Below are 26,371 nucleotides of genomic sequence, written 5' to 3'. Positions count from 1 at the left end.
TTAACTGTTCCTCATTTAGCTTCTTTGCTAACGGTATTGAGCAGAAATTTACCGATCAGGTCTTCGAGCACCAGCGATGACTGCGTGTCATGGATGGTTCCACCATCCTTGAGCAGGGTGTCTTCCCCGCCCACGCTGATACCGATGTACTTCTCGCCCAACAGGCCAGCGGTCAGGATAGATGCAGTGGAGTCCGCCGGCAGATTATCGATGCGTTTTTCCAGCTGCATGGTCACCCGACCGGTAAAACTGTCGCGATCCAGATCGATGGCCGTGACCTTGCCGATGGTCACACCGGCCATGGTCACCTTTGCTCTGACCGTCAAACCGGCGATATTGTCGAAGTAGGCGTAAAGTTTATAGGTGTCGGTGCTCGGACTCGGGGACAGGCCACTGACCCGCAACGCCAACAAAAGCAAAGCCAGGATGCCAGCCAGCAAGAAAAGGCCGACACCGATTTCCAGGGTGCGGTTTTGCATCAGAAATCTCCAAACATCAAGGCGGTCAGAATAAAGTCCAGGCCGAGTACTGCCAACGAGGCATATACAACGGTCTTGGTAGTGGCACGACTGATCCCCTCGGAAGTGGGTTCGCAGTCATAGCCTTGGAATACGGCGATCCAGGTCACCACAAAGGCAAAAACGATGCTTTTGACGATCCCGTTGAGCACGTCCTCGGTAAACGTCACGCTGTTCTGCATGTTCGACCAGTAGGAGCCCTCATAGACTCCCAGCCAGTCGACCGCCACCCACGAGCCGCCCCAGATACCCACCACGCTGAAGATCATCGCCAGCACCGGCAGGGAAATGAAGCCGGCCCACAAACGTGGCGCAATGATGTACTTGAGCGGGTCGACCCCGATCATTTCCAGGCTGGACAACTGCTCGGTGGATTTCATGTTGCCGATTTCGGCGGTCAACGCCGAACCTGCGCGCCCAGCGAACAGCAAGGCGGTCACCACCGGCCCCAGTTCACGCAGCAGCGTCAGGGCAACCATCTGCCCGACAGCCTGCTCCGAACCATAGCTGGAAAGAATGTTGAAGCCCTGCAGCGCCAGCACCATGCCGATGAACACCCCGGAGACCACGATGATCACCAGGGACATCACGCCCACCGAATGCAACTGCTTGACCAGCAGCCCGAAACCGCCACCGATGCCGCCCCGACCAAGCAAGGCATGAAACAGGAACAAGCTCGAACGCCCGAACACCGCCAACACATCGATGCCGGCCTGGCCGAAGCGGCGAACGCGCTCTATCAATGAAATTCTGCGCATCAGCGCTTCCCCAGAAGATCTGCGCGGTAATCCGTCGCTGGAAAGTGGTACGGAACCGGGCCGTCGGGTTCGCCGGTCATGAACTGGCGAATGCGCGGTTCATCCGAGTTCATCAACTCGTCCGGTGTCCCCTGCCCCAACACCTGACCATCGCCCACCACATAAATGTAGTCGGCAATGCTCGCGGTCTCGGCCAGGTCGTGGGAGACCACGATGCTGGTGATGCCCAACGCATCGTTGAGCAACCGGATGAGGCGCACCAAAACGCCCATGGCGATGGGGTCCTGGCCGACAAAGGGCTCGTCGTACATGAGGATCTGCGGGTCGAGCGCAATCGCCCGGGCCAGAGCAACACGGCGCTTCATGCCGCCGGAAAGCTCGTCGGGCATCAGCTCGATGGCGCCCCGCAAGCCTACGGCCTGCAGTTTGAGCAGGACGATGTCGCGGATCATTTCTTCCGGCAGTTGCGTGTGAACCCGCAGTGGAAAAGCGACATTCTCGAAGACATCGAGGTCGGTAAACAATGCGCCGCTCTGAAACAGCACGCCCATATGCTTGCGCGCATCGAACAGGTCGCTGCGCGACAGTTTTGGCAGGTTCTGACCGTTGACCCAGACTTCACCCTGGGTGGGCCGCAACTGGGCGCCCATCAGACGCAGGAGCGTGGTCTTGCCACACCCGGAAGGCCCCATGATGCCGGTGACCTTGCCGCGCGGGATACGGATATCGACATTATTGAAAATGCTGCGCGCACCGCGCTTGAAGGACAGTCCCTTCAGCTCGACCGCGTAGGCGTTATCGGCACTCATCTAAACTCCTTGCGATGCAGCCTCTCACTCGGACGCTTGGCTTTCTGCCGAAAGCACATACCTCCCGGGCAGGCCGAACTGGCGGCGAACTATAGCATTGCAAAGGCTGCGCGCCCAAGGCCAAAGCCAGGACATGTTCAACTGCATGACCGGTTGAAAGCCCCGTTTAGAAGGTTTCCGGCAACAAGGATGGCAATGCGCGACGAACTAGCGTGAGGGATTCGATCATAACCGCTATAATCGCCGCCTTTTCATCAGGCTATACGATTTCTGACATGAGCCAATCCAGCGACCTGATTCAATCAGCACAACGCACCATCCGCCTCGAGGTAGAGGCCGTGCAAGGCCTGCTGCCCCATATCGACGCGGATTTCGTACGCGCTTGCGAGATGATTCTGGCCAGCAAAGGCCGCGTGGTCGTGGTCGGCATGGGCAAGTCGGGGCACATCGGCAACAAGATTGCCGCGACCCTGGCCAGCACCGGCACCACGGCGTTTTTTGTGCACCCGGCTGAAGCCAGCCACGGTGACATGGGCATGATTACCCGCGACGACATCATTCTGGCGCTCTCGAATTCCGGCTCCACCAATGAAATCGTGACCCTGCTGCCACTGATCAAGCGCCTGGGCATTCAGTTGATCAGCATGACCGGCAACCCTGGCTCGCCGCTGGCCAAGGCCGCCGAGGTGAACCTGAATGTTCACGTCGAACACGAAGCCTGCCCGTTGAACCTGGCACCCACCTCATCAACCACCGCCGCGCTGGTCATGGGCGATGCCCTGGCCGTCGCGCTGCTGGAAGCCCGTGGCTTTACCGCCGAAGACTTCGCCTTTTCCCATCCCGGCGGCGCCCTGGGCCGACGCCTGCTGCTTAAAGTGGAAAATGTCATGCACGCCGGGCAAGAGTTGCCGCAAGTACAGCGCGGCACCCTGCTGAAGGACGCGCTGATGGAAATGACCCGCAAAGGCCTGGGCATGACGGTGATCCTGGAAGCCGATGGAAAGCTGGCCGGGATCTTTACCGACGGTGACTTGCGTCGCACGCTGGACCGTAGCATCGACATCCATAGCGCTACCATCGACCAGGTCATGACTGCACACGGCAAGACTGCCCGCGCCGAGATGCTCGCCGCCGAAGCGCTGAAAATCATGGAAGATCATAAAATCAACGCGCTGGTCGTGGTCGACAGAGACGACCGCCCGGTCGGCGCCTTGAACATGCACGACTTGTTGCGTGCAGGAGTAATGTAATGAGTGCGGACCTGCTGCAACGCGGCAAACAGATCAAGCTGGCGGTGTTCGATGTCGATGGCGTGCTGACCGATGGGCGCCTGTATTTCCTCGAAGACGGCAGCGAGTTCAAGACCTTCAACACCCTCGACGGCCAGGGCATCAAGATGCTGATGGCCGCCGGCGTGCAGACCGCCATCATCAGTGGCCGCAAGACCCCGGTGGTCGAGCGGCGGGCCAAAAACCTCGGTATCCCGCACCTCTATCAGGGTCGCGAAGATAAACTGGTGGTACTCGACGAACTGCTGGCCCAACTCAACCTGAGCTATGAACAGGTGGCCTACCTCGGCGACGACCTGCCGGACCTGCCGGTGATTCGTCGCGTCGGCCTGGGCATGGCGGTGGCCAATGCCGCCGGTTTCGTGCGTGAACACGCTCACGGCATCACCCTCGCCCGCGGTGGCGAAGGTGCCGCTCGCGAATTCTGCGAATTGATCCTGCGCGCCCAGGACCGCCTCGATGCGGCCAATGCGGCGTACCTGTGAGCCCACTATGCTGAGCAAAAAGTTTCGCAACACCCTGATGTTCACTTGCATCGCGGCAATATTCGCCGCGGTTGGCTACTGGAACATCAGCCCGGAACGCTTCCTCGACAAGCCGGTAACGCCGGTCGATGAGAGCGCGATCGACTATTACGCCATCAACGCCCACAGCGTGCAGTACCTGCCCGACGGCAAGCTGCAATATGATCTGGTGTCCGACAAGGTCGAGCACCTGAAGGCGACCGAGGTGACATTGCTGACCAACCCCGACCTGAATGTGTTCCGCGGCACTGAATTCCCGTGGCACGTCCAGAGCCTGCGCGGCGAGGTCAATCCTGATGGCACGCAGGTCGAACTGATCGATGACGTGCGCATCACGCGTTTCGACGAGAAAAACCGTAGAACCCTGATCACCAGCACCCGCATGACCGTGTTCCCGCAGCAGCAATATGCGCAGACCGAGCAAGACGTTAGAATCGACGGCGCTGGCGGTGTATCGACTGGCAAGGGAATGAAAGCGTATTTGAAAGAAAGCAGGATACACCTGCTATCGAACGTAAGAGGACAGTATGAGGCTCGTTAAAACCCTCCCGATTTTGCTCAGTCTGGGCGCAGCACTGGGAAGCGTGAGCGCCTGGGCTCTGCCGGAAGATCAACAGCAGCCTATCCGCATCCAGGCCGACGATGCCCAACTGGACGACAAGCAAGGTATTGCTACCTATAAGGGTGACGTGATCATCACCCAAGGCTCGATGAAGGTGACAGGCAACACCGTTACCATCACCCGCACCCCGACTGGCGACATTGACGTAGTGACCTCGGTGGGCAACCTGGCGTACTTCGAGCAATTGCAAACGGCTGGCGACACCAAGCCCGTGCAGGGCTGGGGCGTGACGATCCAGTACCACGCCGCGCAAAATCGCGTCGTACTGATCGACAAGGCCAAAGTTGTCGACAAGGACAACAACGTCACCCAAGGCGAGAAAATTGTCTACGACACCGACAAGAAGCTCGCCAGCGCCGGTCGCGCCACAGGCAGCAAGGTCACCGAGGCGCGTCCGCGTATCGACATGGTGATCCAGCCGAAGAAGAAAACCGACGAGAAAAAGGCCCAGTAATGGCAACTCTGAAAGCTCAGCATCTGGCCAAGAGCTACAAGAGCCGCCAGGTCGTGCGTGATGTCAGCCTGTCCATCGACAGCGGCCAGATCGTCGGCCTGCTTGGCCCGAACGGCGCCGGCAAGACCACCTGCTTCTACATGATCGTCGGCCTGGTGCAAGCCGACCAGGGCCGCGTCCTGATCGATGACCTGGACGTCAGCCACCAGCCGATGCACGGCCGCGCAAAGGCCGGTATCGGTTACTTGCCGCAGGAAGCATCGATCTTTCGCAAGCTGTCGGTGGCCGACAACATCATGGCCATCCTCGAGACCCGCAAGGAACTCGACAAGGCCGGCCGTCGCAAGGAACTGGAAAGCCTGCTGCAGGAATTCCACATCAGCCACATCCGCGACAACCTGGGCATGAGCCTGTCCGGCGGCGAGCGTCGTCGCGTGGAAATCGCCCGCGCCCTGGCCACCAACCCGAAATTCATCCTCCTCGACGAACCCTTCGCCGGCGTGGACCCGATTTCGGTCGGCGACATCAAGCAGATCATTCACCACCTCAAGGCCAAGGGCATTGGCGTGCTGATCACGGACCACAACGTTCGTGAAACCCTGGATATCTGTGAAACCGCCTACATCGTCAATGACGGCCAACTGATCGCCGAGGGCGACGCAGAGACCATCCTGGCCAACGACCTGGTCAAGGAAGTGTATCTGGGCCATGAGTTCCGCCTGTAAGCACTGAGTCGTGCCCAGGCCATCGCCCGGGCACTCACCGTGCCGACAAGCGTGGTCAGCCCTCAACAAGGGCAGCGCAGCAACACCGCTTTATAGTTTTTTATTGTTACAGCGCTCTAGGCAAACCCTTTAGTTTCAGGCATATAATTTGCTTAAGTTTGGCGCCCCGGCGCCCTGTAGTGGATGGCGCATGTGCGCCGGCGAATAAGGTGTTAAGCCCCTGCCATGAAACCATCGCTAGTCTTGAGAATGGGCCAGCAGCTGACGATGACACCGCAGCTGCAACAGGCCATCCGCCTGCTCCAATTGTCGACCCTGGACCTGCAACAGGAAATCCAGGAGGCCCTGGAGTCAAATCCGATGCTCGAACGCCAGGAAGAAGGCGACGACTTCGACAATTCCGATCCCTTGGCCGACAACGCCGAACAAAAGCCCAACACTGACATCCAGGAACCTTCCTATCAGGAAAGCGCCCCGACGGTTGATAACCTCGATGAGGGTGACTGGAACGAGCGTATCCCCAACGAACTCCCCGTCGACACCGCGTGGGAAGACGTTTACCAGACCAGCGCCAGCAGCCTGCCCAGCAATGATGATGACGAGTGGGACTTCACCACCCGCACCTCGGCCGGCGAAAGCCTGCAGAGCCACTTGCTGTGGCAACTGAACCTGGCCCCGATGTCCGACACCGATCGCCTGATCGCCGTGACCCTGATCGACTGCATCAACAATCAGGGCTACCTGGACGAAACCCTCGAGGAAATCCTCGAAGCCTTCGACCCGGAACTGGACATCGAACTGGACGAGATCGAAGCCGTCCTGCACCGCATCCAGCAATTCGAGCCAGCCGGCATCGGCGCCCGCAACCTCGGTGAATGCCTGCTGCTGCAATTGCGCCAGCTGCCTGCCAAGACCCCTTGGCTGGCCGAAGCCAAGCGCCTGGTCAGCGATTACATCGACCTGCTTGGCAGCCGTGACTACAGCCAGTTGATGCGCCGCATGAAGCTCAAGGAAGACGAACTGCGCCAGGTCATCGAGCTGGTCCAGAGCCTAAACCCGCGCCCGGGCTCGCAGATCGAGTCCACCGAAGCCGAGTACGTCGTTCCTGACGTCATCGTGCGCAAGGACAACGAGCGCTGGCTGGTGGAACTCAATCAGGAGTCGGTGCCACGGCTGCGGGTCAATGCCCAGTACGCCGGTTTCGTGCGCCGCGCCGACACCAGCGCCGACAATACCTTCATGCGCAATCAGCTGCAGGAAGCCCGCTGGTTCATCAAGAGCCTGCAGAGCCGCAATGAAACCCTGATGAAGGTTGCCACCCAGATCGTCGAGCATCAGCGCGGCTTCCTGGAGTACGGCGACGAAGCCATGAAGCCGCTGGTCCTGCATGACATCGCCGAAGCGGTCGGCATGCATGAATCGACGATTTCACGGGTGACCACCCAGAAATTCATGCACACCCCCCGGGGCATTTATGAACTGAAGTACTTTTTTTCCAGTCACGTAAGCACCTCCGAAGGCGGCGAATGCTCGTCCACGGCGATCCGGGCGATCATCAAAAAACTGGTTGCAGCGGAAAATCAGAAAAAGCCGTTGAGTGACAGCAAGATCGCTGGTTTACTGGAGGCACAAGGCATTCAGGTGGCTCGCCGCACCGTCGCCAAGTACCGCGAATCCCTCGGGATCGCGCCTTCGAGCGAACGCAAGCGGTTGATGTAGGGCCACGCCACAGCGTTCCAGTGGTAGATCATCTGGTCTACCGCTTTATGCACTGGCAACGAAGGAGAAGCTGTATGCAAGTCAACATCAGTGGACACCAACTGGAAGTGACCGAACCTCTTCGCACCTACATCGGCGAAAAACTCGAACGATTGGAGCGACATTTCGACAAGATCACTAATGTGCAGGTCACGATGACCGTCGAAAAACTGAAGCAGAAAATCGAAGCCACGCTGCATATTCCCGGGAATGAAGTGGTCGCCAACGCGGAGCATACCGATATGTACGCCGCGATCGACGCACTCACCGACAAGCTGGATAAACAACTCAAAAAGCATAAGGAAAAGACCCAGAGCCTCCTACAGGGCGCAACCGGTCGTTAACACTCCCTACCCATGATCCGACTTGAAAGTATCCTGACCCCCGGCCGTTCCCTGGTGAACGTGCCGGGAGGCAGTAAAAAGAAAGCCCTCGAACAAATTGCCAATCTGATCGCCCGCGAAGTGCCGGCCCTGGAGATGCAAGATGTCTTCGAGGCACTGATTGCTCGTGAAAAACTCGGTTCCACCGGGTTTGGTAACGGCATCGCCATTCCACATTGCCGTCTCAAGGGCTGTGTTTCGCCCATCAGTGCATTGATGCACCTGGACGCCCCTATCGATTTCGACGCCATCGATGGTGCGCCGGTTGACCTGCTGTTCGTGCTGCTGGTCCCGGAAGCCGCCACCGATGCGCACCTTGAGCTGCTGCGACAGATCGCCAGCATGCTCGACCGCAAGGACGTGCGTGAAAAGCTGCGTAGTGCTGCAAGTAACGAAGCCCTGTATCAGGTTGTCCTGAACGAGCAAAACGGTCAGTAATCATGCGCTTGATCATCGTCAGTGGCCGTTCCGGCTCAGGTAAAAGTACCGCCCTCAACGTACTTGAGGATAACGGCTACTACTGCATCGACAACCTGCCCGCCGGCCTGCTGCCGGAGCTGGCCGAGCGCGCCCTGGTTCATACCGAGATGTTGCAGCCGCTGGTCGCCGTTTCCATTGACGCGCGCAACCTGCCAAGCCACCTGTCACGCTTTCCCGACCTGCTCGAGGAAGTCCGTGCCCGCCACATCCAGTGCGATGTGCTGTATCTGGACGCCGACGAAGAAACCCTGCTCAAGCGCTTCTCGGAAACCCGCCGACGCCACCCCCTGAGCAACGCCAACCGTTCGCTGGCCGAAGCCATCAACGTTGAGAGCGCCCTGCTCGGGCCGATTGCCGACCTTGCCGATCTCAAGATCAACACCACCAGCCTGAACCTGTACCAGCTGCGCGACGCCATCAAACTGCGCCTGTTGAATCAGCCCGAGCCGGGAACTGCCTTCCTGGTCGAGTCCTTCGGCTTCAAGCGCGGCATGCCGGTGGACGCCGACCTGGTTTTCGATGTGCGCTGCCTGCCAAACCCTTACTGGAAACCGGAATTGCGCGAGCAGTCCGGGCTCGATCAACCGGTTGCCGAATACCTGGCGGCACAGCCGGATGTCGAAGAGATGTTTCAGGACATTTCCACATACCTGCTAAAGTGGCTGCCTCGTTTTGCCGCCAGCAACCGCGCCTACGTCACCATTGCCATTGGCTGCACTGGCGGACATCACCGTTCCGTCTACCTGACCGAGCGTCTGGGGCAGACGCTGCAACAATCCCTGAAGAACGTCCAGGTCCGCCACCGCGACCTCAGCTAAAGGATTCACATCGCGATGCCTGCTCTGGAAATCGAAATCATCAATAAATTGGGCCTGCACGCTCGCGCTTCTGCAAAATTCGTTGGGGTAGCGGGTCAGTTCCCGTGCCAGATCCGGGCCGGTCGGACACCAGAGTCCATGGTCGATGGCAAAAGCATCATGGCGATGATGATGCTGGCCGCCGGCAAAGGCACCACGATCCACTTGAGCACCGAAGGCGAGCAGGAACAGGAAGCGCTGGATGCGCTGGTGGCGTTGATCAACAACTTCTTCGACGAAGGCGAATAAAAGCTACAGAAAAGAAGATAGGCCCAGCCGTTGCAGGAGCGAGCCTGCTCCGGGCGGCGTTCCGACGATGGCATCACCACTTTCAACTTCAATGTCGCCTGACACTCCGCTTCGCGAGCAAGCTCGCTCCTGCAAGGAGGTTGCCGTGTAGTCAATAAAAAAGGCGCGCCACCCAATGGGTGACGCGCCTTTTTTTGTACAGCGGCCGAGGCTTAGCTACCCGCCACCGTCATCCGCTCGATCAGCACCGAACCTGTGCGAATGTTGCTGCGCAATTCAAGATCGTTACCCACGGCCACGATCTGCTTGAACATGTCGCGCATGTTGCCGGCGATGGTCACTTCCTGCACCGCGAACTGGATTTCACCGTTCTCGACCCAGTAACCCGCTGCACCACGGGAGTAATCGCCGGTCACCATGTTGAGGCCCTGCCCCATCAATTCAGTCACCAGCAAGCCACGTCCCATGCGCCGCAGCAAGGCGGCCTGGTCTTCGTCGCCATGGGTGACGAACAGGTTGTGCACGCCGCCGGCGTTAGCCGTGCTCGGCATGCCGAGCTTGCGGCCGGAATAGGTGCCGAGGATATACGACACCAACTCGCCTTTTTCGACGAACGGTTTGGCGTAGGTTGCCAAACCATCACCGTCGAACGCTGCGCTGCCCATGGCACGCATCAGATGCGGACGCTCGTCGATGGTCAGCCACTCCGGAAACAGCTTCTGCCCGAGAGTGCCCTCAAGGAACGAAGACTTGCGATACAGGCTGCCGCCGGAAATCGCCGACAGGAAACTGCCGAACAGCCCCCCGGCCAACTCTGCGGAAAACAGCACCGGCACCTCGCAAGTCGGCACCGGACGCGCGCCCAGACGGCTCGCCGCCCTTTGCGCTGCGCGCTGACCGATGCTCACCGGGTCGGCGAGCAGATTGCCTTGGCGGTTCACGTCGTACCAGTAATCACGCTGCATCTGGCCATCGGCCTCGGCGATCATCACGCAGCTCAGGCTGTGGCGAGTCGATGCGTAACCGCCGATAAACCCGTGGCTATTGCCATAAACGCGGCAGCCCTGATGGGTACTGAGGGTGGTGCCGTCGGCGTTCTTGATCCGGCTGTCGGCGGCAAACGCCGCGGCTTCGCAGGCCAGGGCCTGTTCGATGGCTTGTTCCGGCGTAATGTCCCATTGGTGGAACAGGTCGAAATCCTGAATATCCCGCGCCATCAGCGCGGCATCCGCAAGACCCGAGGCTTCGTCTTCCGAGGTGTGCTTGGCGATGGCCAGTGCAGCGGCGACGGTTTCGCGAATCGCATCAGGGCCGCTGGCCGAAGTGCTGGCCGAGCCTTTGCGCTGACCGACGTACAAGGTGATGCCAAAACCCTGGTCGCGGTTGAATTCAACGGTTTCGACTTCACGCTGGCGCACCGTGGTCGACAAACCCTGCTCCAGTGACACCGCCACTTCACAGGCACTGGCGCCCTGGCGTTTGGCTTCAGCGATGATCTGCTCGACTTGTTCCTGCAGTGCCGGCAACGCTTGTGGGCCGACGCTTTCAACTGCACTCATGCTGTTCTCCACTCAAATTCTGCTTTCGGTAACGGTCATCGAGCGACCGGGCCGGACAAGCGGCCCCCGACTGGTTATCATGGCGGCGTTTCTTTGCGGACGGCCACCATGGTTGATTCTTACGACGACTCCCTCGATACGGGAGAAAAAAGCAAATCCCAGGTAAAACGCGAGCTGCATGCTCTGGTTGACCTTGGCGAGCGCCTTACAACACTCAAGCCTGACTTGCTGGCAAAACTGCCCTTGACCGACGGAATGCGTCGGGCTCTGGCCGATGCGCCCAAGCACACCGCGAATATCGCGCGTAAACGGCACCTTCAGTTCATCGGTAAACTGATGCGCGATCAGGACACTGCCGCCATTCTGGTTCTGCTCGATCAACTCGATGCCTCCACCCGTCAATACAACGAACGCTTCCATAACCTGGAGCGCTGGCGTGATCGTCTGATTGCCGGCGACGATGCCGTTCTGGAAAAGTTCGTCGTCGATTACCCGGACGCGGACCGCCAGCAATTGCGTTCCCTGATCCGTCAGGCCCAGCATGAGGTTGCGCAAAACAAGCCTCCTGCTTCCAGCCGTAAAATCTTCAAGTACATCCGTGAGCTGGACGAGACTCAACGCGGTCTGCGCTGAGTAACGCCCTTCCCGTCCTGTAGGAGCTGCCGAAGGCTGCGATCTTTTGATCTTTCGCTCAGAACTCAATTGTCTGGGTAAAGATCGCAGCCTACGGCAGCTCCTACAGGGGATATCCCCGTCGTTATGCGCCCGTGCCACCCACGGTGATCGCATCAATCTTCAGCGTTGGCTGGCCGACACCCACCGGCACCGACTGCCCATCCTTGCCACACGTGCCCACGCCGCTGTCCAGCGACAGATCATTACCAACCATCGATACCTTGCTCATGGCTTCCGGCCCGTTGCCGATCAGGGTCGCGCCCTTGACCGGAGCGGTGATCTTGCCGTCCTCGATCAGGTACGCCTCGCTGGTGGAGAACACGAACTTGCCGCTGGTGATGTCCACCTGACCGCCACCCAGGTTGGCGCAGTAGATGCCACGCTTCACCGAGGCGATGATTTCCGCCGGGTCGCTTTCGCCAGCGAGCATGTAGGTGTTGGTCATGCGCGGCATCGGCAAGTGCGCGTAGGATTCGCGACGACCGTTACCGGTGCGTGCCACGCCCATCAGGCGGGCGTTGAGCTTGTCCTGCATGTAGCCCTTGAGGACGCCGTTTTCGATCAGCGTGGTGCACTCGGTCGGCGTGCCTTCGTCGTCGACGCTCAACGAGCCACGGCGACCGGCCAGGGTGCCATCATCGACAATGGTGCACAGCTTCGACGCAACCATCTCGCCCATGCGCCCGCTATAAGCCGAACTGCCCTTGCGGTTGAAATCACCTTCCAGGCCATGACCGACGGCTTCGTGCAGCAGTACGCCCGACCAGCCTGAACCGAGCACCACCGGCAAGGTACCGGCCGGGGCCGGAATGGCTTCCAGGTTGACCAGCGCCTGGCGCAACGCTTCACGGGCATAGCCCATGGCGCGGTCTTCGCCGAGGAAATAACGGTAATCGGTGCGACCGCCACCGCCATGACCGCCGCGCTCGCGACGGCCGTTCTGCTCGACGATCACGCTGACATTGAAACGCACCAGCGGGCGCACATCCGCCGCCAGACCGCCGTCAGTGGAAGCCACCAGAATCCGTTCCCACACACCGGCCATACTCACGGTGACTTGCTGGATGCGAGGGTCGAGGGCGCGGGTCGCGGCATCGATTCGCTTGAGCAAATCGACTTTCTCGGCACGGGTCAGCACTTCCAGGGGATTGTCCGGCGCATACAACTGCGCGACATCCTGGCTGGTGAATGCCTGTACGGTGCCGTGCTGCCCGGCCCGGGAAATCGAACGGGCGGCCCGCGCCGCCGCGCCAAGGGCTTCCAGGGTGATGGCATTGCTGTAGGCAAAACCGGTTTTTTCACCCGATTGCGCGCGCACGCCCACACCTTGGTCGAGGTTGAAGCTGCCTTCCTTGACGATACCGTCTTCCAGCGCCCAGGACTCGGAGATCTGCCCCTGGAAATACAGGTCGGCCGCATCGATGCCCGGCCCGGCCAGGTCGCCGAGCACGCCTTGCAGGCTCTCGATCGTGACGCCACCGGGCGCCAGCAGGTGTTCACTGACTGAGGACAACAACTCGCTCATATGCTTTACGCCTTAAATTCGTCGTTCTGATGCAGGTCGCTGGGCGCCCTGCGAGAAAAAGCGCCGGTGACTGGACACCGGCATCCGCGCCCGGATGGACGCCTGTTCGCTGCTGTCGCGTTCGGCCAGCAGCACGGCCTCGCCTTGATCCTGTTGTGCCAGCACACGCCCCCACGGGTCGATGATGGCGGCATGGCCAAAGGTTTCCCGCGGCCCCGGATGCGTCCCACCCTGGGCGGCCGCGAGCACATAACATTGTGTCTCGATGGCCCGTGCGCGAATCAGCACATCCCAATGCGCCGCGCCGGTCACCGCCGTGAAGGCCGAAGGGGCGGTAATCAGTTCCGCGCCGGCCGCGCGCAATTCGCTGTACAACTCAGGGAAGCGCAAGTCGTAACAGACCGTCAGGCCAACCCGTCCAACCGGTGTGTCCGCCACCACGACCCCACTGCCATAAGCATAGTCATCGGATTCCCGATAACGGCCGCGATTGTCGGCCACGTCGACGTCGAACAGGTGCAGCTTGTCGTAGCGCGCCACCGTTTCACCCTGGTCATCGACCAGCAACGAACAGGCATGCACCTTGGCCGTCGGCTGATCGACCGGCGGCAACGGCAACGTGCCGGCTACAATCCATAACTTGAGGTCACGTGCGGTCTGTTTCAACCAGGGCAGGATCGGGCCTTCACCCAGTGCTTCGGCGCGCCCGATGTCGGCTATGTCACGCCGGCCCATGGCGGCGAAGTTTTCCGGCAATACCGCCAGTTTCGCGCCACCGTCGGCCGCTTGCTCGAGCAGCCGACGGGCCTGGGCCAGATTGGCCAGCACATCGCTCTGGCTGACCATTTGAATCACCGCTACGGACATGGCGCACTCCTGGAATCGTATGCGGCCATGCTACTCCATAGGCTTGCCGAGCGCCTTTTCAAAAGGATCTCAAAAGCCTTGTCGAAGGTAATCTTCGGTTCTTTCCACGGCCCTTTGACGGTGTACTTCACACTGGCGAAACGGGAGACCCGGTCACCGATCAGCTTGTCAATCAGGAACAGCGCCCCGCCGACCGCGGGTGCGCCGACGATTAATGCGGCAATCGGCAGGTTATTGGTCACCGGCAAGGTCACCATCAGTTTCGCATCGATCTGATCGGCCACCATGTTCAGCGTGCCGTCGAGTTCAATGGTGCTCGACGGGCCCGTCAACTGGATCGGCTTGCGGGTGACATACACACCATCGGTCCCGACCAGCAGCCCCTTGACCCGGTCATAACTCAGGCCTTTGCCGAACAGGTCGGAGAAGTCCAGGCGCAGGCGCCGGCCGATGGAGTTGAAGTTGAGCAAGCCAAATACCCGCAGCGCCTGGGCACTGCCTTCAACCTCGACGAACTGCCCCTCATTGAGCGTCGCATCGAGCGTGCCGGAAAAACGCTTGGTCGCCACCCAGGCCGGTGAGCCGGGCCAGCGGCCATCAACGTCCATATAGAAGTCCTGGCTGGTGACGCTCGGCGCAAACCCCCAGCCCTTGAGCACGTCTGCAAGGTTCTTGCCGCTGATGCGGCCCTTGTACCAACTGTTGCTGGCACCCGGCACGCCTTCCCAGCCGCCGCTGCCCACCAACAGAATGCCCTTGAGGCCCAGGTCCAGGGAGTTGAACACGATCCCCTTGGGCGTTGGACGAATCTTCAGCGACCAGCCCCCCACCAGATCTTGGCCCTGGAATAGCTGATTGATGGTGATGTCCATCGCGGGGATTTTCGTCGGGTCCACCGACGCCAGCGGATCCGGTGAGTTTTCATCGGCCAGCACGGTCGGGTCCGGCGCGGGCAGGCGCACGGTTTGAAGATTGATCGCGATTGGCGTGGCCTTCGAATCGGGAAGGTTGGCACTGCCCTTGATCTGCTGGCTGTCCAGTTGCAGAGCCCAGGCAGAAGGCTTGCGCACCAGCTGGATCGAGGCCTGATCGAGGGTAGTGCCGATACCGCTGAGCTTGTCGACCTTGAAATCCGCGCCACTGAGCAATTGCCTGGCGCTGCCTCCGGGGTCTTGTCCGGCGTACCTGTCCACCAGATCCTTCCACGGGCCAACGTCCAGCTCCGACAGCACGCCCCGTATCCGCAGGCCTTTGGTGCCAGGCAACACGGCTTCGCCGCCACCGAGGGACAATTCCCCGCGACCATCGGCGAAATTGCTGGCTGGGGCCGCGAACGTGAAACTCGCCAGATCCCCGTAGTTGACCCAATAGCGTCGCTCGTCGCCCTGCAACGTCATGCGGAACGTCGTGTCGCGCCCGGTCTCGGAAGTCATGCCGAACGGTGCAGGCAAATCGACGGCCACGCCCTTGAGGCTGGAATTGACCATCAACTGGCTGTCGGCGCCGTCCAGGGTCAGTTGCAGTTGATACGGGATCACGCCGCTCACCGGCAGAGGCTGGGTCACCTTCAGCCAGTCGGTCAGTCTCCTGACCTCGACCTGCCCTGTCGCGGACACCCGGGTTTTGAGCCTGCCCGGGCTGCCATCGGCATAAATCCGTGCGGTGACGGGCTTGTCGAACGCCCGGGCATTGATGTTGTGCCCGCTCAGGCCTTCGTCGCTGTCGAAACGGAAATCACCTTTGAGCTGGCTCAGTTCCAGCGCAGGTTCGGCCAGTTTCAAGCGTGCCCTGGCGGTCTTGAAGTCGACGAGGATCTTCGGTTCCTCGCCTTTTGCCAAGGGAATATCCAGCTTCAACTTGCCTTGCAGGTCACCCTCGCCTTCCCAGCCGGCAAAGGTCGGCCCGGTGCCGATCGGCGCTTCCTGGAGGATTTTCAGGCCATCGCCCAAACCGCCGGCAAATCCGCCATCGAGGAACAAATGAACGTTCTGCCCGGTCGGCACATGGGGAATGTTGACGTAGATATCGTTGACCTGCGTATCGAGCAACTGGCCCGTGCTGGCCAGAATCCGCACGCCGCTGTCTTCGACAAACACATCGCCGCTGACCTTGCTGACATGGGGCCAGCCCGGCTGGAAGGCCAGTTCGGCATCGTGAACCTTGAAGAACAGGCTGATGCTGCGATCAACGTCCGCGGCACCGTGGCTGAGCGAGCCTTGATACTGGAAGAAGCCCTGATCCACCGCGCCCTTGAGAATCGCAGTGCGCAGCCATTCGTCCAGCGCCGGGCTGAGGACGGTCGGCAAGTACTTGGCGGTGTAGCGACCGTCGCCGTCCACCATGCCGACCCGCAGGTCCATGTAGTCTTCCCGGGTGTGATCGAAATGCAGGCGAATCAGGAAGTCGCCGGCGATCTTGCCTTCCTCGCCCAGCACTTTCAGATACGGCGCGATCAGGGTGAAACTTTCTTTATCGAGCTTCCAGGTCAACCGCGCATTGGCCTGAATGTACTGCCATGGCTTGGCGAATATCGGGTCCAGGTGCAGCATGAAATCCTTGCTATCCATGCGCAGTTCACCTTGCCCCAGGTCACCGCTGATGCTGCCGCTGACATTTCGTGCCGCCGGCGCACCGTGATAGGCGTCGAAGCCTACCTGGTCGAGGTTGGCGGCAAACCCGAACTTGCTGTCGTCGGTGGCATTGGGGCGGAAGTCGACCAGCACGTTACGCAGGCCACCCGTGACTTTTAACCGCTCGACGAGCGTGGCGAAATCTTTCGGGAACGGCGCCAGGGCGTTAAGCAGCGGGGTCAGCGGAGTGAGATCAACCCGGTCGGCTTGCAGGTGCCAGAGTTCTTCGGTTTTATTAGTGGCGGCGTTTTGCGTGAGCTGCAGATGCGTTTCCCAGCGGGTCTCCCCGAAGTTCATCGCCAGGGAGTCCAGAGTCACCGACGCGCCTTTGGCACTGCGCTGGAAGTAACCATTGAGCGCCAGGTTATTGATCTGGATCGGCTTGCGCTCGGCATAGGCGCCCTTGAGTTGTGGCGCGTTCAAGCGCACCGCAGCGCTTTGCAAGGTGCCTTTGCCCCAGGTCACCCACAGCTCGCCGCCGGCCTTGATCTCGGAAAAATTCCACTGCTGGGTCAGACGTTCAGGCAACCACTTCGACCAGTCGCTTTGCGGCAGGCTCAGGTAGACCTCGGCTTCACCGTCCTTCCATTGACTGGCTCGAATACGGGTACGCAGGCTCATGGCCACCGGTTGCCCGTCAGGCAGGGTCAGCCGTGCGTCGAGCCGCTGCCGTGACGCCCCGACCTTCAGATTCAGGCCGACGTAAGTCAGGGTCAGCGGCGATTCGCCAAACGGCTGCAAGGTTACCTGGCTGTCGAGCACCGACAGTTGCTGGATCATCTGCATGCGATTGAGCAGTTGCTCCGGATCGGCGGGCTGGTCCTGCTTCACCGGCAGACCTTCCAGCGCCCATTGACCGTCTTCGGCTTGCTTGAGGTTGATCTTCAGACCGCTGAATTCCAGATGAGCGATGCGTACCTGACGGGCCAACAGGCTGGCCCAAAGGTCCGGTACCGCGCGCACCTGATCCAGGCGCAAGGCATTGGCGCCCTCGCCGACTGTCACGTCGCGGGCCATCAATATGGGGGCGAATCCACTCCAGTTGCCTTCGAGTTCGCCGATTTGCAACGGCATGCCCAAGGCATCGCTGGCTTTGGTCTCGATGTCGGCACGGTACTCGGCGACTAACGGCGTCAGCTCCCGGCCAAGGCTGACGTAGAGCGCCATCAACACCAAAACCAACGCGCACAGGCCCAGCCCCCAGCGGGTCAGAACAGCCAAAATGCGTGTCAGACGATCCATGTCAGGTGGCTCCCATGGCAAAAGTTTTGCAAAAAGCTGAGGCCAGCCCTTCTCGAACAATCAAGACGAAACGCTTCAGAGCAGCACCACGTCGTATTGTTCCTGGGAATACATGGTTTCGACCTGAAAGCGGATGGTGCGCCCGATAAATCCTTCGAGCTCGGCGACGTTACCCGACTCTTCGTCGAGCAGGCGGTCCACCACTTTCTGGTTTGCCAATACACGATAGCCTTCCGCCTGATAGGCGCGAGCCTCACGCAGGATTTCGCGGAAGATTTCGTAGCAAACGGTTTCCGGGGTCTTGAGCTTGCCCCGCCCCTGACAGGCATTGCACGGTTCGCATAGCACTTGCTCAAGGCTTTCGCGGGTGCGCTTGCGGGTCATCTGCACCAGGCCCAACTCGGTGATACCGATGATGTTGGTCTTGGCGTGATCGCGCTCCAGTTGCTTTTCGAGTGTGCGCAACACCTGGCGCTGGTGCTCTTCATCTTCCATGTCGATGAAGTCGATGATGATGATTCCGCCCAGGTTACGCAGACGCAATTGACGGGCGATGGCCGTCGCGGCTTCGAGGTTGGTCTTGAAGATGGTCTCTTCGAGATTGCGATGGCCGACAAATGCCCCTGTGTTGACGTCGATGGTACTCATGGCTTCCGCCGGATCGACCACCAGATAACCGCCGGACTTGAGCGGGACCTTGCGCTCGAGCGCCTTCTGGATTTCGTCTTCGACGCCATACAGGTCGAAAATCGGCCGCTCACCCGGGTAATGCTCCAGGCGGTCAGCAATCTCGGGCATCAGTTCGGCGACGAATTGCGTGGTTTTCTGGAAGGTTTCCCGGGAGTCGATGCGGATCTTCTCGATTTTCGGGCTCACCAGGTCACGCAGAGTGCGCAGCGCCAGACCGAGGTCTTCGTAGATCACGCTAGGCGCACTGATCGTTTTGATCTGGGCGTTGATCTGATCCCAGAGACGGCGCAGATAACGGATGTCCATGAGGATTTCATCGGCGCCGGCACCTTCGGCTGCCGTGCGCAGGATGAAACCGCCGGCCTCCTTGATCCCTTCCTTGGCCACGCAGTCGGTGACCACCTGCTTGAGGCGGTCGCGCTCGGCTTCGTCTTCGATCTTCAGGGAAATGCCAACGTGAGCGGTGCGCGGCATGTACACCAGGTAACGCGAAGGAATCGAGAGCTGGGTGGTCAGGCGTGCGCCCTTGGAACCGATCGGATCCTTGGTCACTTGCACCACCAGGCTCTGGCCTTCGTGCACCAGAGCACTGATGCTTTCGACCGCAGGGCCTTCGCGCAGGGAAATTTCCGACGCATGAATGAACGCGGCACGGTCCAGGCCGATATCGACGAATGCCGCCTGCATTCCCGGCAATACCCGCACGACTTTGCCTTTATAGATGTTGCCGACGATCCCGCGCTTTTGCGTACGCTCGACGTGGACCTCTTGCAGGACACCGTTTTCGACCACCGCCACGCGCGATTCCATCGGCGTGATGTTGATCAGAATCTCTTCACTCATGGCAGGGTCTCGTTCAGGCATGTTCACGATAATGGCCGCATCTGTTCAAAACGTTGCTTGGTGTGCGTTCCGGGGTTGCCAACAGGGTATGCCGAAATGGCCGAGCAGTTCCGCGGTTTCGCAAAGCGGCAGTCCGACCACCGCTGAATAACTTCCATCGAGCCCGGCGACAAACACCGCACCCAGTCCTTGAATGCCATAACCGCCCGCCTTGTCCTGTGGTTCGCCGCTGGCCCAGTAGGCCACGGCTTCTTCACGACTGATATCCCGAAAACGCACGCGGCTGGTGACAACCCGGGATTCGCAACGTTCGCCATCGAGCACGGCAATCGCGGTCAGCACTTCATGCTCACACCCTGACAGCATCATCAGCATGGCGCACGCATCCGCCTGATCAACCGGTTTGCCGAGAATTTTTCCATCGAGCACCACGGCGGTATCGGCACCGAGCACACAGAACGGTTCGTCAGACACGACGCTGCCGCGCCCGGCCTCGGCCTTGCCGCGCGCCAGTCGCTCGACATAGGCCGACGGGGATTCTTGAGCTAAAGGAGTTTCATCGATATCCGCACTGACGGCGCAGAACGGAACGCCGATCTGCGTGAGCAGTTCACGTCGACGCGGCGAACCAGAGGCGAGGTACAACCGTTTCATCAAGACCTCTCCCTGTCCAATGCCTGAGCGAATTAATTGATTTTGTAGCGTCGACGCAGTCCGCGCAAACCGAAACTGATCCAGGGCCAGAGCAGCGCACTGACCAGTGCCGGCAGCACCAACGCCAGCGTCGGCTGACGATTGCCGGTCAAGGCACTGAGCCACAGTTGTACAAGCTGGGCGAGGCCGAAGATCACCAGGATCACCAGGCTCTGCTGCCACATCGGGAACATCCGCAGGCGTTGCTGCAGCGCCAGCACCAAATAGGTGATGAGCGTCAGGATCAAGGCATTCTGCCCCAGCAAGGTACCGTAGAGCACGTCTTCAGCCAGCCCCAGGCAAAACGCCGTCACCATCCCGACGGTCTGCGGCAGGTTCAACGCCCAGAATGCCAGCAACAAGGCCAGCCACAACGGACGCAGGATTTCCATGAATTGCGGCAGAGGTGAAACACTCAGCAGCAGGCCGACGGCAAACGTCAGCCAGACTATCCAGCCGTTTCGGGATGCTTTTACACCGCCCATTATTCTCTCCCCACTGGAGTGGCCGGCGCGGACACTGGCGGTTTGGCCGCAGGCTTCGCGGCAGCGGGTTGCGCCGCCGGCGGTTTAGCTGCCGCAGGCTTGGCTGGCGTGGTCGCTGGCTTGGCTGGCGCGGTGGCCGCAGGCGCCGCCGTGGCAGGAATCGCCGGTGCGGCAGCCGGTGCAGCGGGGGCTGCAGGGCTGGCCAGTTTCGGAACCGTCGCCGGAATGGTCGGCCCACCACCCTGTGCATCCAGGCTTTCCTGAGCCTGGGCGGCAGCGTTGACGCGCTCTTCGGCGGTCCGGTTGTCGCTGAACACCAGCAGCAGGTAACGGCTACGGTTCAAGGCGGCGGTTGGAACGGCGCGGACAATGGCAAACGGCTGGCCGGAATCGTGAATCACTTCCTTGACCGTCGCCACCGGATAACCCGCCGGGAAACGCTGACCGAGGCCGGAGCTGACCAGCAAGTCGCCTTCCTTGATGTCGGCGGTATCGGCCACATGCCGCAACTCGAGACGCTCCGGGTTGCCGGTGCCGCTGGCGATCGCCCGCAAACCGTTACGGTTCACCTGCACCGGAATGCTGTGGGTGGTATCGGTCAGCAGCAAGACGCGGGAGGTGTAGGGCATCAACTCGACCACCTGCCCCATCAGGCCACGGGCATCGAGTACCGGCTGACCGAGGACCACGCCGTCGCGCTCACCTTTATTGATGATGATGCGATGGGTAAAGGGGTTGGGGTCCATGCCGATCAACTCGGCCACTTCGACCTTCTCATTGACCAGTGCCGAAGAGTTGAGCAACTCGCGCAGCCGAACGTTCTGCTCGGTCAGGGCGGCCAGCTTCTGCATGCGCCCCTGCAACAGCAGGTTTTCAGTCTTGAGTTTTTCGTTTTCGGCGACGAGTTCGGTCCGGCTGCCAAACTGACTGGCAACGCCTTCCCACAGTCGTCCGGGCAGGTCGGTGATCCAGTAGGCGTCCATCAGCACCAGCGACATCTGGCTGCGTGCAGGCTTGAGCAGACTGAAACGGGCATCGACCACCATCAGCGCGACCGATAGCACGACCAGCACCAACAGGCGCACGCCCAGTGAAGGGCCCTTGGTGAAAAGCGGTTTAATAAGCCGCTCCTCCCAGGCAAATGTTCTGTTTATTCATACGGCAGCAATCCGGCCTGGATGCAGACTGACAGAAGATAAACGCGAACAGGCAGCACTGCAAAGTGCCGCCTGCGCGCTCAACAGCATAGAGGCAATCCGGCGACTTATTCGCTGGAAAGCAGGTCCATGGTGTGTTTATCCATCATTTCCAATGCACGGCCACCGCCGCGAGCAACGCAGGTCAGCGGGTCTTCGGCAACGATCACCGGCAGACCAGTCTCCTGGGCCAGCAATTTGTCCAGGTCACGCAGCAAGGCGCCACCACCGGTCAGTACCAGGCCACGCTCGGCGATGTCGGAAGCCAGTTCCGGCGGCGATTGCTCCAGGGCGCTTTTCACCGCCTGAACGATGGTCGCCAGGGACTCTTGCAGAGCTTCCAGCACTTCGTTGGAGTTCAGGGTAAATGCCCGTGGAACGCCTTCGGCCAGGTTACGGCCGCGAACGTCGACTTCGCGAACTTCGCCGCCCGGGTAGGCGGTACCGATTTCCTGTTTGATACGTTCGGCGGTGGACTCACCGATCAGGCTGCCGTAGTTGCGACGCACGTAGGTGATGATCGCTTCGTCGAAGCGGTCGCCGCCAACGCGCACGGATTCGGCGTAAACCACACCGTTCAGGGAGATCAGTGCGATTTCAGTGGTACCGCCACCGATATCCACGACCATCGAACCGCGAGCTTCTTCTACCGGCAGGCCGGCACCGATCGCAGCAGCCATTGGCTCTTCGATCAGGAACACTTCACGGGCACCGGCACCGAGGGCCGATTCACGGATTGCACGACGCTCAACCTGGGTGGATTTGCACGGAACGCAGATCAACACGCGAGGGCTAGGCTGCAGGAAGCTGTTTTCGTGAACCTTGTTGATGAAGTACTGCAGCATTTTTTCGCACACGCTGAAGTCGGCGATCACGCCGTCCTTCATCGGACGAATGGCAGCAATGTTGCCCGGCGTACGGCCCAGCATGCGCTTGGCTTCGGTGCCGACAGCAACGACACTTTTCTGGTTACCGTGTGTCCGAATGGCCACAACCGATGGCTCATTCAGGACGATACCGCGCTCGCGCACGTAAATAAGGGTGTTGGCAGTGCCCAGGTCAATGGAAAGATCGCTGGAAAACATGCCACGCAGTTTCTTGAACATGGGAAAGGGACCCTAGGCAACGCGTGGGTAAAAAAGTGCGGCAAACTCTAACAACGACAGGGATTTTGGGCAAGGCGCCAATATGTTAAATTGGCCGCTTTTCTGTGCACCAAGCCCCACAATCGCGGCCTTATGACCGTAGAAGTGCGGTAGTGTTCCGACAATCTAACACACGGACGCGGTCCGTTTTGTTTTCCACTGGAGAATCCCATGGCGCTTGAACGCTCCGACGTGGAAAAAATCGCTCATCTGGCCTGCCTTGGCCTCAATGATGCCGATCTTCCACACATCACTTCGGCCCTCAACAGCATTCTCGGGCTGGTCGACGAAATGCAGGCGGTCAATACCGACGGTATCGAACCGCTGGCCCACCCACTGGAAGCCAGCCAGCGCCTGCGCGCGGACGTCGTGACCGAGACCAATCACCGCGAGGCCTACCAGTCCATCGCACCAGCGGTCGAAAACGGCCTGTACCTGGTTCCGAAAGTCATCGACTAATAGGGAAAGAGCCTGCAATGCATCAATTGACTCTGGCCGAGATCGCCCGCGGACTCGCCGATAAAAAGTTTTCCTCCGAAGAGCTGACCAAGGTCCTGCTGGCGCGCATCGCCCAGCTCGATCCGCAGCTCAACAGTTTCATCAGCCTCACCGAGGACCTGGCGCTGACGCAGGCGAAAGCCGCCGATGCCCGCCGGGCCAACGGTGAGAGCGGCGCCCTGCTCGGCGCGCCGATCGCCCACAAAGATCTGTTCTGCACCCAGGGCATTCGCACCAGCTGCGGCTCGAAGATGCTCGACAACTTTAAAGCACCGTACGACGCCACCGTGGTCGCCAAACTGGCTGCGGCCGGGGCCGTGACCCTGGGCAAGACCAACATGGACGAATTCGCCATGGGGTCGGCCAACGAGTCGAGCTACTACGGCGCGGTGAAAAACCCGTGGAACCTGGAACACGTTCCGGGCGGTTCGTCCGGCGGCTCCGCTGCGGCGGTTGCCGCTCGTCTGTTGCCTGCGGCCACCGGCACCGACACGGGCGGTTCGATCCGTCAGCCTGCGGCCCTGACCAACCTCACCGGCCTGAAACCGACCTACGGTCGTGTTTCGCGCTGGGGCATGATTGCCTACGCGTCCAGCCTCGACCAGGGCGGCCCGATGGCACGCACCGCCGAAGACTGCGCGATTATGTTGCAAGGTATGGCAGGCTTCGATCCGAACGACTCCACCAGCATCGATGAGCCCGTACCGGACTACAGCGCCAGCCTCAACGGCTCGCTGCAAGGCCTGCGCATCGGCGTGCCGAAGGAATACTTCAGCGCCGGTCTCGACCCGCGCATTGCAGAGCTGATCCACAACAGCGTCAAGGAGCTGGAAAAGCTCGGCGCCGTGATCAAGGAAATCAGCCTGCCGAACATGCAGCACGCGATCCCTGCGTACTACGTGATCGCCCCGGCGGAAGCCTCGTCCAACCTGTCGCGTTTCGACGGCGTGCGCTTCGGCTACCGCTGTGAAAACCCGGTCAACCTGATCGACCTGTACAAACGCTCCCGTGGCGAAGGCTTCGGCCCGGAAGTACAGCGCCGGATCATGGTCGGTGCCTACGCGCTGTCCGCCGGTTACTACGACGCCTATTACCTGAAGGCGCAGAAGATTCGTCGCTTGATCAAAAACGACTTCATGGCGGCCTTCAATGAGGTCGACATCATCCTCGGCCCAACCACGCCGAACCCGGCCTGGAAGCTTGGCGCCAAGAACAGCGACCCGGTCGCTGCGTACCTGGAAGACGTCTACACCATCACCGCCAACCTCGCGGGTCTGCCGGGCTTGTCCATGCCGGCAGGTTTTGTCGACGGTCTGCCGGTCGGCGTGCAACTGCTCGCCCCGTATTTCCAGGAAGGCCGCTTGCTCAACGTTGCGCACCAGTACCAGTTGAACACTGACTGGCACACCCGCACCCCAACCGGCTTCTGAGGAGACACACATGCAATGGGAAGTCGTGATCGGGCTGGAGATTCACACCCAGCTCACCACCCGGTCGAAAATCTTTTCCGGTAGTTCCACCACGTTCGGTTCAGAGCCGAACACCCAGGCCAGCCTCGTAGACCTGGGCATGCCCGGCGTGCTGCCGGTGCTGAACCAGGAAGCGGTGCGCATGGCGGTGATGTTCGGTCTGGCGATTGACGCCGAGATCGGCCAGCACAACGTGTTCGCCCGTAAAAACTACTTCTACCCGGACCTGCCCAAGGGCTACCAGATCAGCCAGATGGAGCTGCCGATCGTCGGCAAGGGCCACCTGGACATCGCCCTCGAGGACGGCACGGTCAAACGTGTCGGCATCACCCGCGCGCACCTGGAAGAAGACGCCGGCAAGAGCCTGCACGAAGAATTCAGCGGCGCCACCGGCATCGACCTGAACCGTGCCGGCACACCGCTGCTGGAAATCGTCTCCGAACCGGACATGCGCAGCGCCAAGGAAGCCGTGGCCTACGTCAAGGCGATCCACGCGCTGGTGCGCTACCTGGGCATCTGCGACGGCAACATGGCCGAAGGTTCGCTGCGCTGCGACTGCAACGTATCGATCCGTCCGAAAGGCCAGGTCGAGTTCGGCACCCGCTGCGAGATCAAGAACGTCAACTCGTTCCGTTTCATCGAGAAGGCGATCAACAGCGAAATCCAGCGTCAGATCGAGCTGATCGAAGACGGCGGCAAGGTCATCCAGCAGACCCGCCTGTACGATCCGAACAAGGACGAAACCCGTCCGATGCGCAGCAAAGAGGAAGCCAACGACTACCGTTACTTCCCCGATCCGGACCTGCTGCCGGTGGTTATCGAGAATTCGTTCCTCGACGACGTGCGCGGCACCTTGCCGGAATTGCCACCGCAGAAACGCGAGCGTTTCCAGGAGCAGTTCGGCCTGTCGGTCTATGACGCCAGCGTCCTGGCCACCAGCCGCGAGCAAGCCGATTACTTCGAGAAAGTCGCGAGCATCGGCGGCGACGCCAAACTGGCGGCCAACTGGGTGATGGTCGAGTTGGGCAGTCTGCTCAACAAGCAAGGCCTGGACATCGAAGAGTCGCCGGTTTCCGCCGAGCTTCTGGGCGGCATGCTGCTGCGCATCAAGGACAACACCATCTCCGGCAAGATCGCCAAGGTGGTGTTTGAAGCGATGGCCAATGGCGAAGGCAGCGCGGACGAGATCATCGACAAGCGCGGCCTCAAGCAAGTGACCGATACTGGCGCCATTTCGGCGGTGCTGGACGAAATGCTCGCGGCCAACGCCGAGCAGGTCGAGCAATACCGCGCGGCAGACGAAGCCAAGCGCGGCAAGATGTTCGGCTTCTTCGTCGGTCAGGCCATGAAAGCCTCCAAAGGCAAGGCCAACCCGCAACAGGTCAACGAACTCCTCAAAAGCAAGCTCGAAGGCTGATGAGGATGGAG

At 60.4% G+C, this 26,371-nt stretch carries 25 protein-coding genes and 1 pseudogene; 14 read left to right on the top strand and 12 right to left on the bottom strand.

Annotated features, from left to right (window positions below; all coding sequences use genetic code 11):
- Positions 1-11: 11 nt before the first annotated feature.
- The 3 genes from mlaD to AB4O40_RS21790 are packed head-to-tail and all read right to left on the bottom strand — an operon-like array spanning position 12 to position 2,085.
- A complete protein-coding gene (mlaD, locus tag AB4O40_RS21800; RefSeq protein ID WP_056728368.1) occupies positions 12-479 on the bottom strand; it encodes an outer membrane lipid asymmetry maintenance protein MlaD in 468 nt (155 codons plus the stop codon).
- Positions 479-1,276 carry a lipid asymmetry maintenance ABC transporter permease subunit MlaE gene (gene mlaE, locus AB4O40_RS21795; protein WP_056728366.1) on the bottom strand — a complete coding sequence of 266 codons (798 nt, stop codon included), beginning with the start codon at positions 1,274-1,276 and terminating at the stop codon, positions 479-481. The genes mlaD and mlaE overlap by 1 nt, the downstream gene beginning before the upstream one ends.
- Complete coding sequence (locus tag AB4O40_RS21790; protein WP_056728364.1) at positions 1,276-2,085, bottom strand: ATP-binding cassette domain-containing protein; 810 nt, start codon at positions 2,083-2,085, stop codon at positions 1,276-1,278. Before AB4O40_RS21790 ends, mlaE begins: the two co-directional genes overlap by 1 nt.
- 275 nt (positions 2,086-2,360) lie before the next feature.
- On the opposite strand from AB4O40_RS21790, the gene AB4O40_RS21785 reads away from it, so the two are divergent.
- From AB4O40_RS21785 to AB4O40_RS21740, 10 genes are all read left to right on the top strand, one after another.
- Complete coding sequence (locus AB4O40_RS21785) at positions 2,361-3,335, top strand: KpsF/GutQ family sugar-phosphate isomerase (protein WP_056728361.1); 975 nt, start codon at positions 2,361-2,363, stop codon at positions 3,333-3,335.
- On the top strand, positions 3,335-3,859 hold the full coding sequence (locus AB4O40_RS21780) for a KdsC family phosphatase (protein ID WP_008046159.1): 525 nt from the start codon (positions 3,335-3,337) through the stop codon (positions 3,857-3,859). Before AB4O40_RS21785 ends, AB4O40_RS21780 begins: the two co-directional genes overlap by 1 nt.
- A 7-nt stretch (positions 3,860-3,866) precedes the next feature.
- Entirely contained in the window at positions 3,867-4,439 is a 573-nt protein-coding gene (gene lptC, locus AB4O40_RS21775) for an LPS export ABC transporter periplasmic protein LptC (protein WP_056728360.1), read from the top strand.
- The gene (gene lptA, locus AB4O40_RS21770) at positions 4,426-4,974 is read left to right on the top strand and encodes a lipopolysaccharide transport periplasmic protein LptA (protein ID WP_056728359.1); all 549 of its coding nucleotides are present in this window, start codon (positions 4,426-4,428) and stop codon (positions 4,972-4,974) included. The genes lptC and lptA overlap by 14 nt, the downstream gene beginning before the upstream one ends.
- Positions 4,974-5,699, top strand: coding sequence for an LPS export ABC transporter ATP-binding protein (gene lptB, locus AB4O40_RS21765; protein WP_008054366.1), 726 nt, complete (start codon positions 4,974-4,976; stop codon positions 5,697-5,699). Before lptA ends, lptB begins: the two co-directional genes overlap by 1 nt.
- Positions 5,700-5,924: 225 nt before the next feature.
- A complete protein-coding gene (locus AB4O40_RS21760; RefSeq protein WP_056728357.1) occupies positions 5,925-7,418 on the top strand; it encodes an RNA polymerase factor sigma-54 in 1,494 nt (497 codons plus the stop codon).
- Positions 7,419-7,492: 74 nt separating this feature from the next.
- A complete protein-coding gene (gene hpf, locus AB4O40_RS21755) occupies positions 7,493-7,801 on the top strand; it encodes a ribosome hibernation-promoting factor, HPF/YfiA family (protein ID WP_007941242.1) in 309 nt (102 codons plus the stop codon).
- A 12-nt stretch (positions 7,802-7,813) separates the two neighbouring features.
- On the top strand, positions 7,814-8,278 hold the full coding sequence (gene ptsN, locus AB4O40_RS21750) for a PTS IIA-like nitrogen regulatory protein PtsN (protein WP_056728355.1): 465 nt from the start codon (positions 7,814-7,816) through the stop codon (positions 8,276-8,278).
- A 2-nt stretch (positions 8,279-8,280) separates the two neighbouring features.
- Entirely contained in the window at positions 8,281-9,138 is an 858-nt protein-coding gene (rapZ, locus tag AB4O40_RS21745; RefSeq protein ID WP_056728354.1) for an RNase adapter RapZ, read from the top strand.
- A 15-nt stretch (positions 9,139-9,153) separates the two neighbouring features.
- Positions 9,154-9,426, top strand: a complete 273-nt coding sequence (locus AB4O40_RS21740; protein WP_007970256.1) for an HPr family phosphocarrier protein — start codon at positions 9,154-9,156, stop codon at positions 9,424-9,426.
- A 212-nt stretch (positions 9,427-9,638) separates the two neighbouring features.
- Here AB4O40_RS21740 and pmbA read toward each other — a convergent pair whose 3' ends face one another.
- Positions 9,639-10,985, bottom strand: a complete 1,347-nt coding sequence (gene pmbA / locus AB4O40_RS21735; protein ID WP_056728352.1) for a metalloprotease PmbA — start codon at positions 10,983-10,985, stop codon at positions 9,639-9,641.
- 108 nt (positions 10,986-11,093) lie between these two features.
- Between pmbA and yjgA the strand changes: the two genes are divergently transcribed.
- Positions 11,094-11,618: a ribosome biogenesis factor YjgA gene (gene yjgA, locus AB4O40_RS21730; RefSeq protein WP_056728351.1), complete on the top strand. Its 525-nt coding sequence runs from the start codon at positions 11,094-11,096 to the stop codon at positions 11,616-11,618.
- 124 nt (positions 11,619-11,742) lie between these two features.
- Here yjgA and tldD read toward each other — a convergent pair whose 3' ends face one another.
- From tldD to mreB, 8 genes and pseudogenes are all read right to left on the bottom strand, one after another.
- Positions 11,743-13,185, bottom strand: a complete 1,443-nt coding sequence (gene tldD, locus AB4O40_RS21725; RefSeq protein WP_056728350.1) for a metalloprotease TldD — start codon at positions 13,183-13,185, stop codon at positions 11,743-11,745.
- Between the two features lie 12 nt (positions 13,186-13,197).
- Positions 13,198-14,052 (bottom strand): carbon-nitrogen hydrolase family protein, encoded by an 855-nt coding sequence (locus AB4O40_RS21720; RefSeq protein ID WP_056728349.1) that lies wholly within the window; start codon positions 14,050-14,052, stop codon positions 13,198-13,200.
- A gap of 71 nt (positions 14,053-14,123) precedes the next feature.
- A pseudogene (locus AB4O40_RS21715) lies at positions 14,124-17,924 on the bottom strand (YhdP family protein); the annotation flags it as partial.
- Positions 17,925-17,999: 75 nt separating this feature from the next.
- Positions 18,000-19,457 carry a ribonuclease G gene (rng, locus tag AB4O40_RS21710; RefSeq protein ID WP_056728345.1) on the bottom strand — a complete coding sequence of 486 codons (1,458 nt, stop codon included), beginning with the start codon at positions 19,455-19,457 and terminating at the stop codon, positions 18,000-18,002.
- Positions 19,458-19,502: 45 nt separating this feature from the next.
- Positions 19,503-20,111, bottom strand: coding sequence for a Maf family protein (locus AB4O40_RS21705; protein ID WP_223542494.1), 609 nt, complete (start codon positions 20,109-20,111; stop codon positions 19,503-19,505).
- Between the two features lie 32 nt (positions 20,112-20,143).
- The gene (gene mreD, locus AB4O40_RS21700; protein WP_007970244.1) at positions 20,144-20,635 is read right to left on the bottom strand and encodes a rod shape-determining protein MreD; all 492 of its coding nucleotides are present in this window, start codon (positions 20,633-20,635) and stop codon (positions 20,144-20,146) included.
- Positions 20,635-21,720 (bottom strand): rod shape-determining protein MreC, encoded by a 1,086-nt coding sequence (gene mreC / locus AB4O40_RS21695; protein ID WP_460053440.1) that lies wholly within the window; start codon positions 21,718-21,720, stop codon positions 20,635-20,637. Before mreC ends, mreD begins: the two co-directional genes overlap by 1 nt.
- 179 nt (positions 21,721-21,899) lie before the next feature.
- Positions 21,900-22,937 carry a rod shape-determining protein MreB gene (mreB, locus tag AB4O40_RS21690; protein ID WP_002555108.1) on the bottom strand — a complete coding sequence of 346 codons (1,038 nt, stop codon included), beginning with the start codon at positions 22,935-22,937 and terminating at the stop codon, positions 21,900-21,902.
- Positions 22,938-23,147: 210 nt separating this feature from the next.
- Between mreB and gatC the strand changes: the two genes are divergently transcribed.
- The 3 genes from gatC to gatB are packed head-to-tail and all read left to right on the top strand — an operon-like array spanning position 23,148 to position 26,360.
- Positions 23,148-23,435 (top strand): Asp-tRNA(Asn)/Glu-tRNA(Gln) amidotransferase subunit GatC, encoded by a 288-nt coding sequence (gene gatC / locus AB4O40_RS21685; RefSeq protein ID WP_007901429.1) that lies wholly within the window; start codon positions 23,148-23,150, stop codon positions 23,433-23,435.
- Positions 23,436-23,452: 17 nt separating this feature from the next.
- Positions 23,453-24,904: an Asp-tRNA(Asn)/Glu-tRNA(Gln) amidotransferase subunit GatA gene (gatA, locus tag AB4O40_RS21680; RefSeq protein WP_056728337.1), complete on the top strand. Its 1,452-nt coding sequence runs from the start codon at positions 23,453-23,455 to the stop codon at positions 24,902-24,904.
- 10 nt (positions 24,905-24,914) lie between these two features.
- A complete protein-coding gene (gene gatB / locus AB4O40_RS21675) occupies positions 24,915-26,360 on the top strand; it encodes an Asp-tRNA(Asn)/Glu-tRNA(Gln) amidotransferase subunit GatB (protein ID WP_056728336.1) in 1,446 nt (481 codons plus the stop codon).
- Positions 26,361-26,371: the final 11 nt, after the last annotated feature.

The organism is Pseudomonas sp. S2_F07, assembly GCF_054668325.1.
Note: the sequence above shows the minus strand (reverse complement) of the source record. Positions and strands in the feature narration are given on the sequence as shown.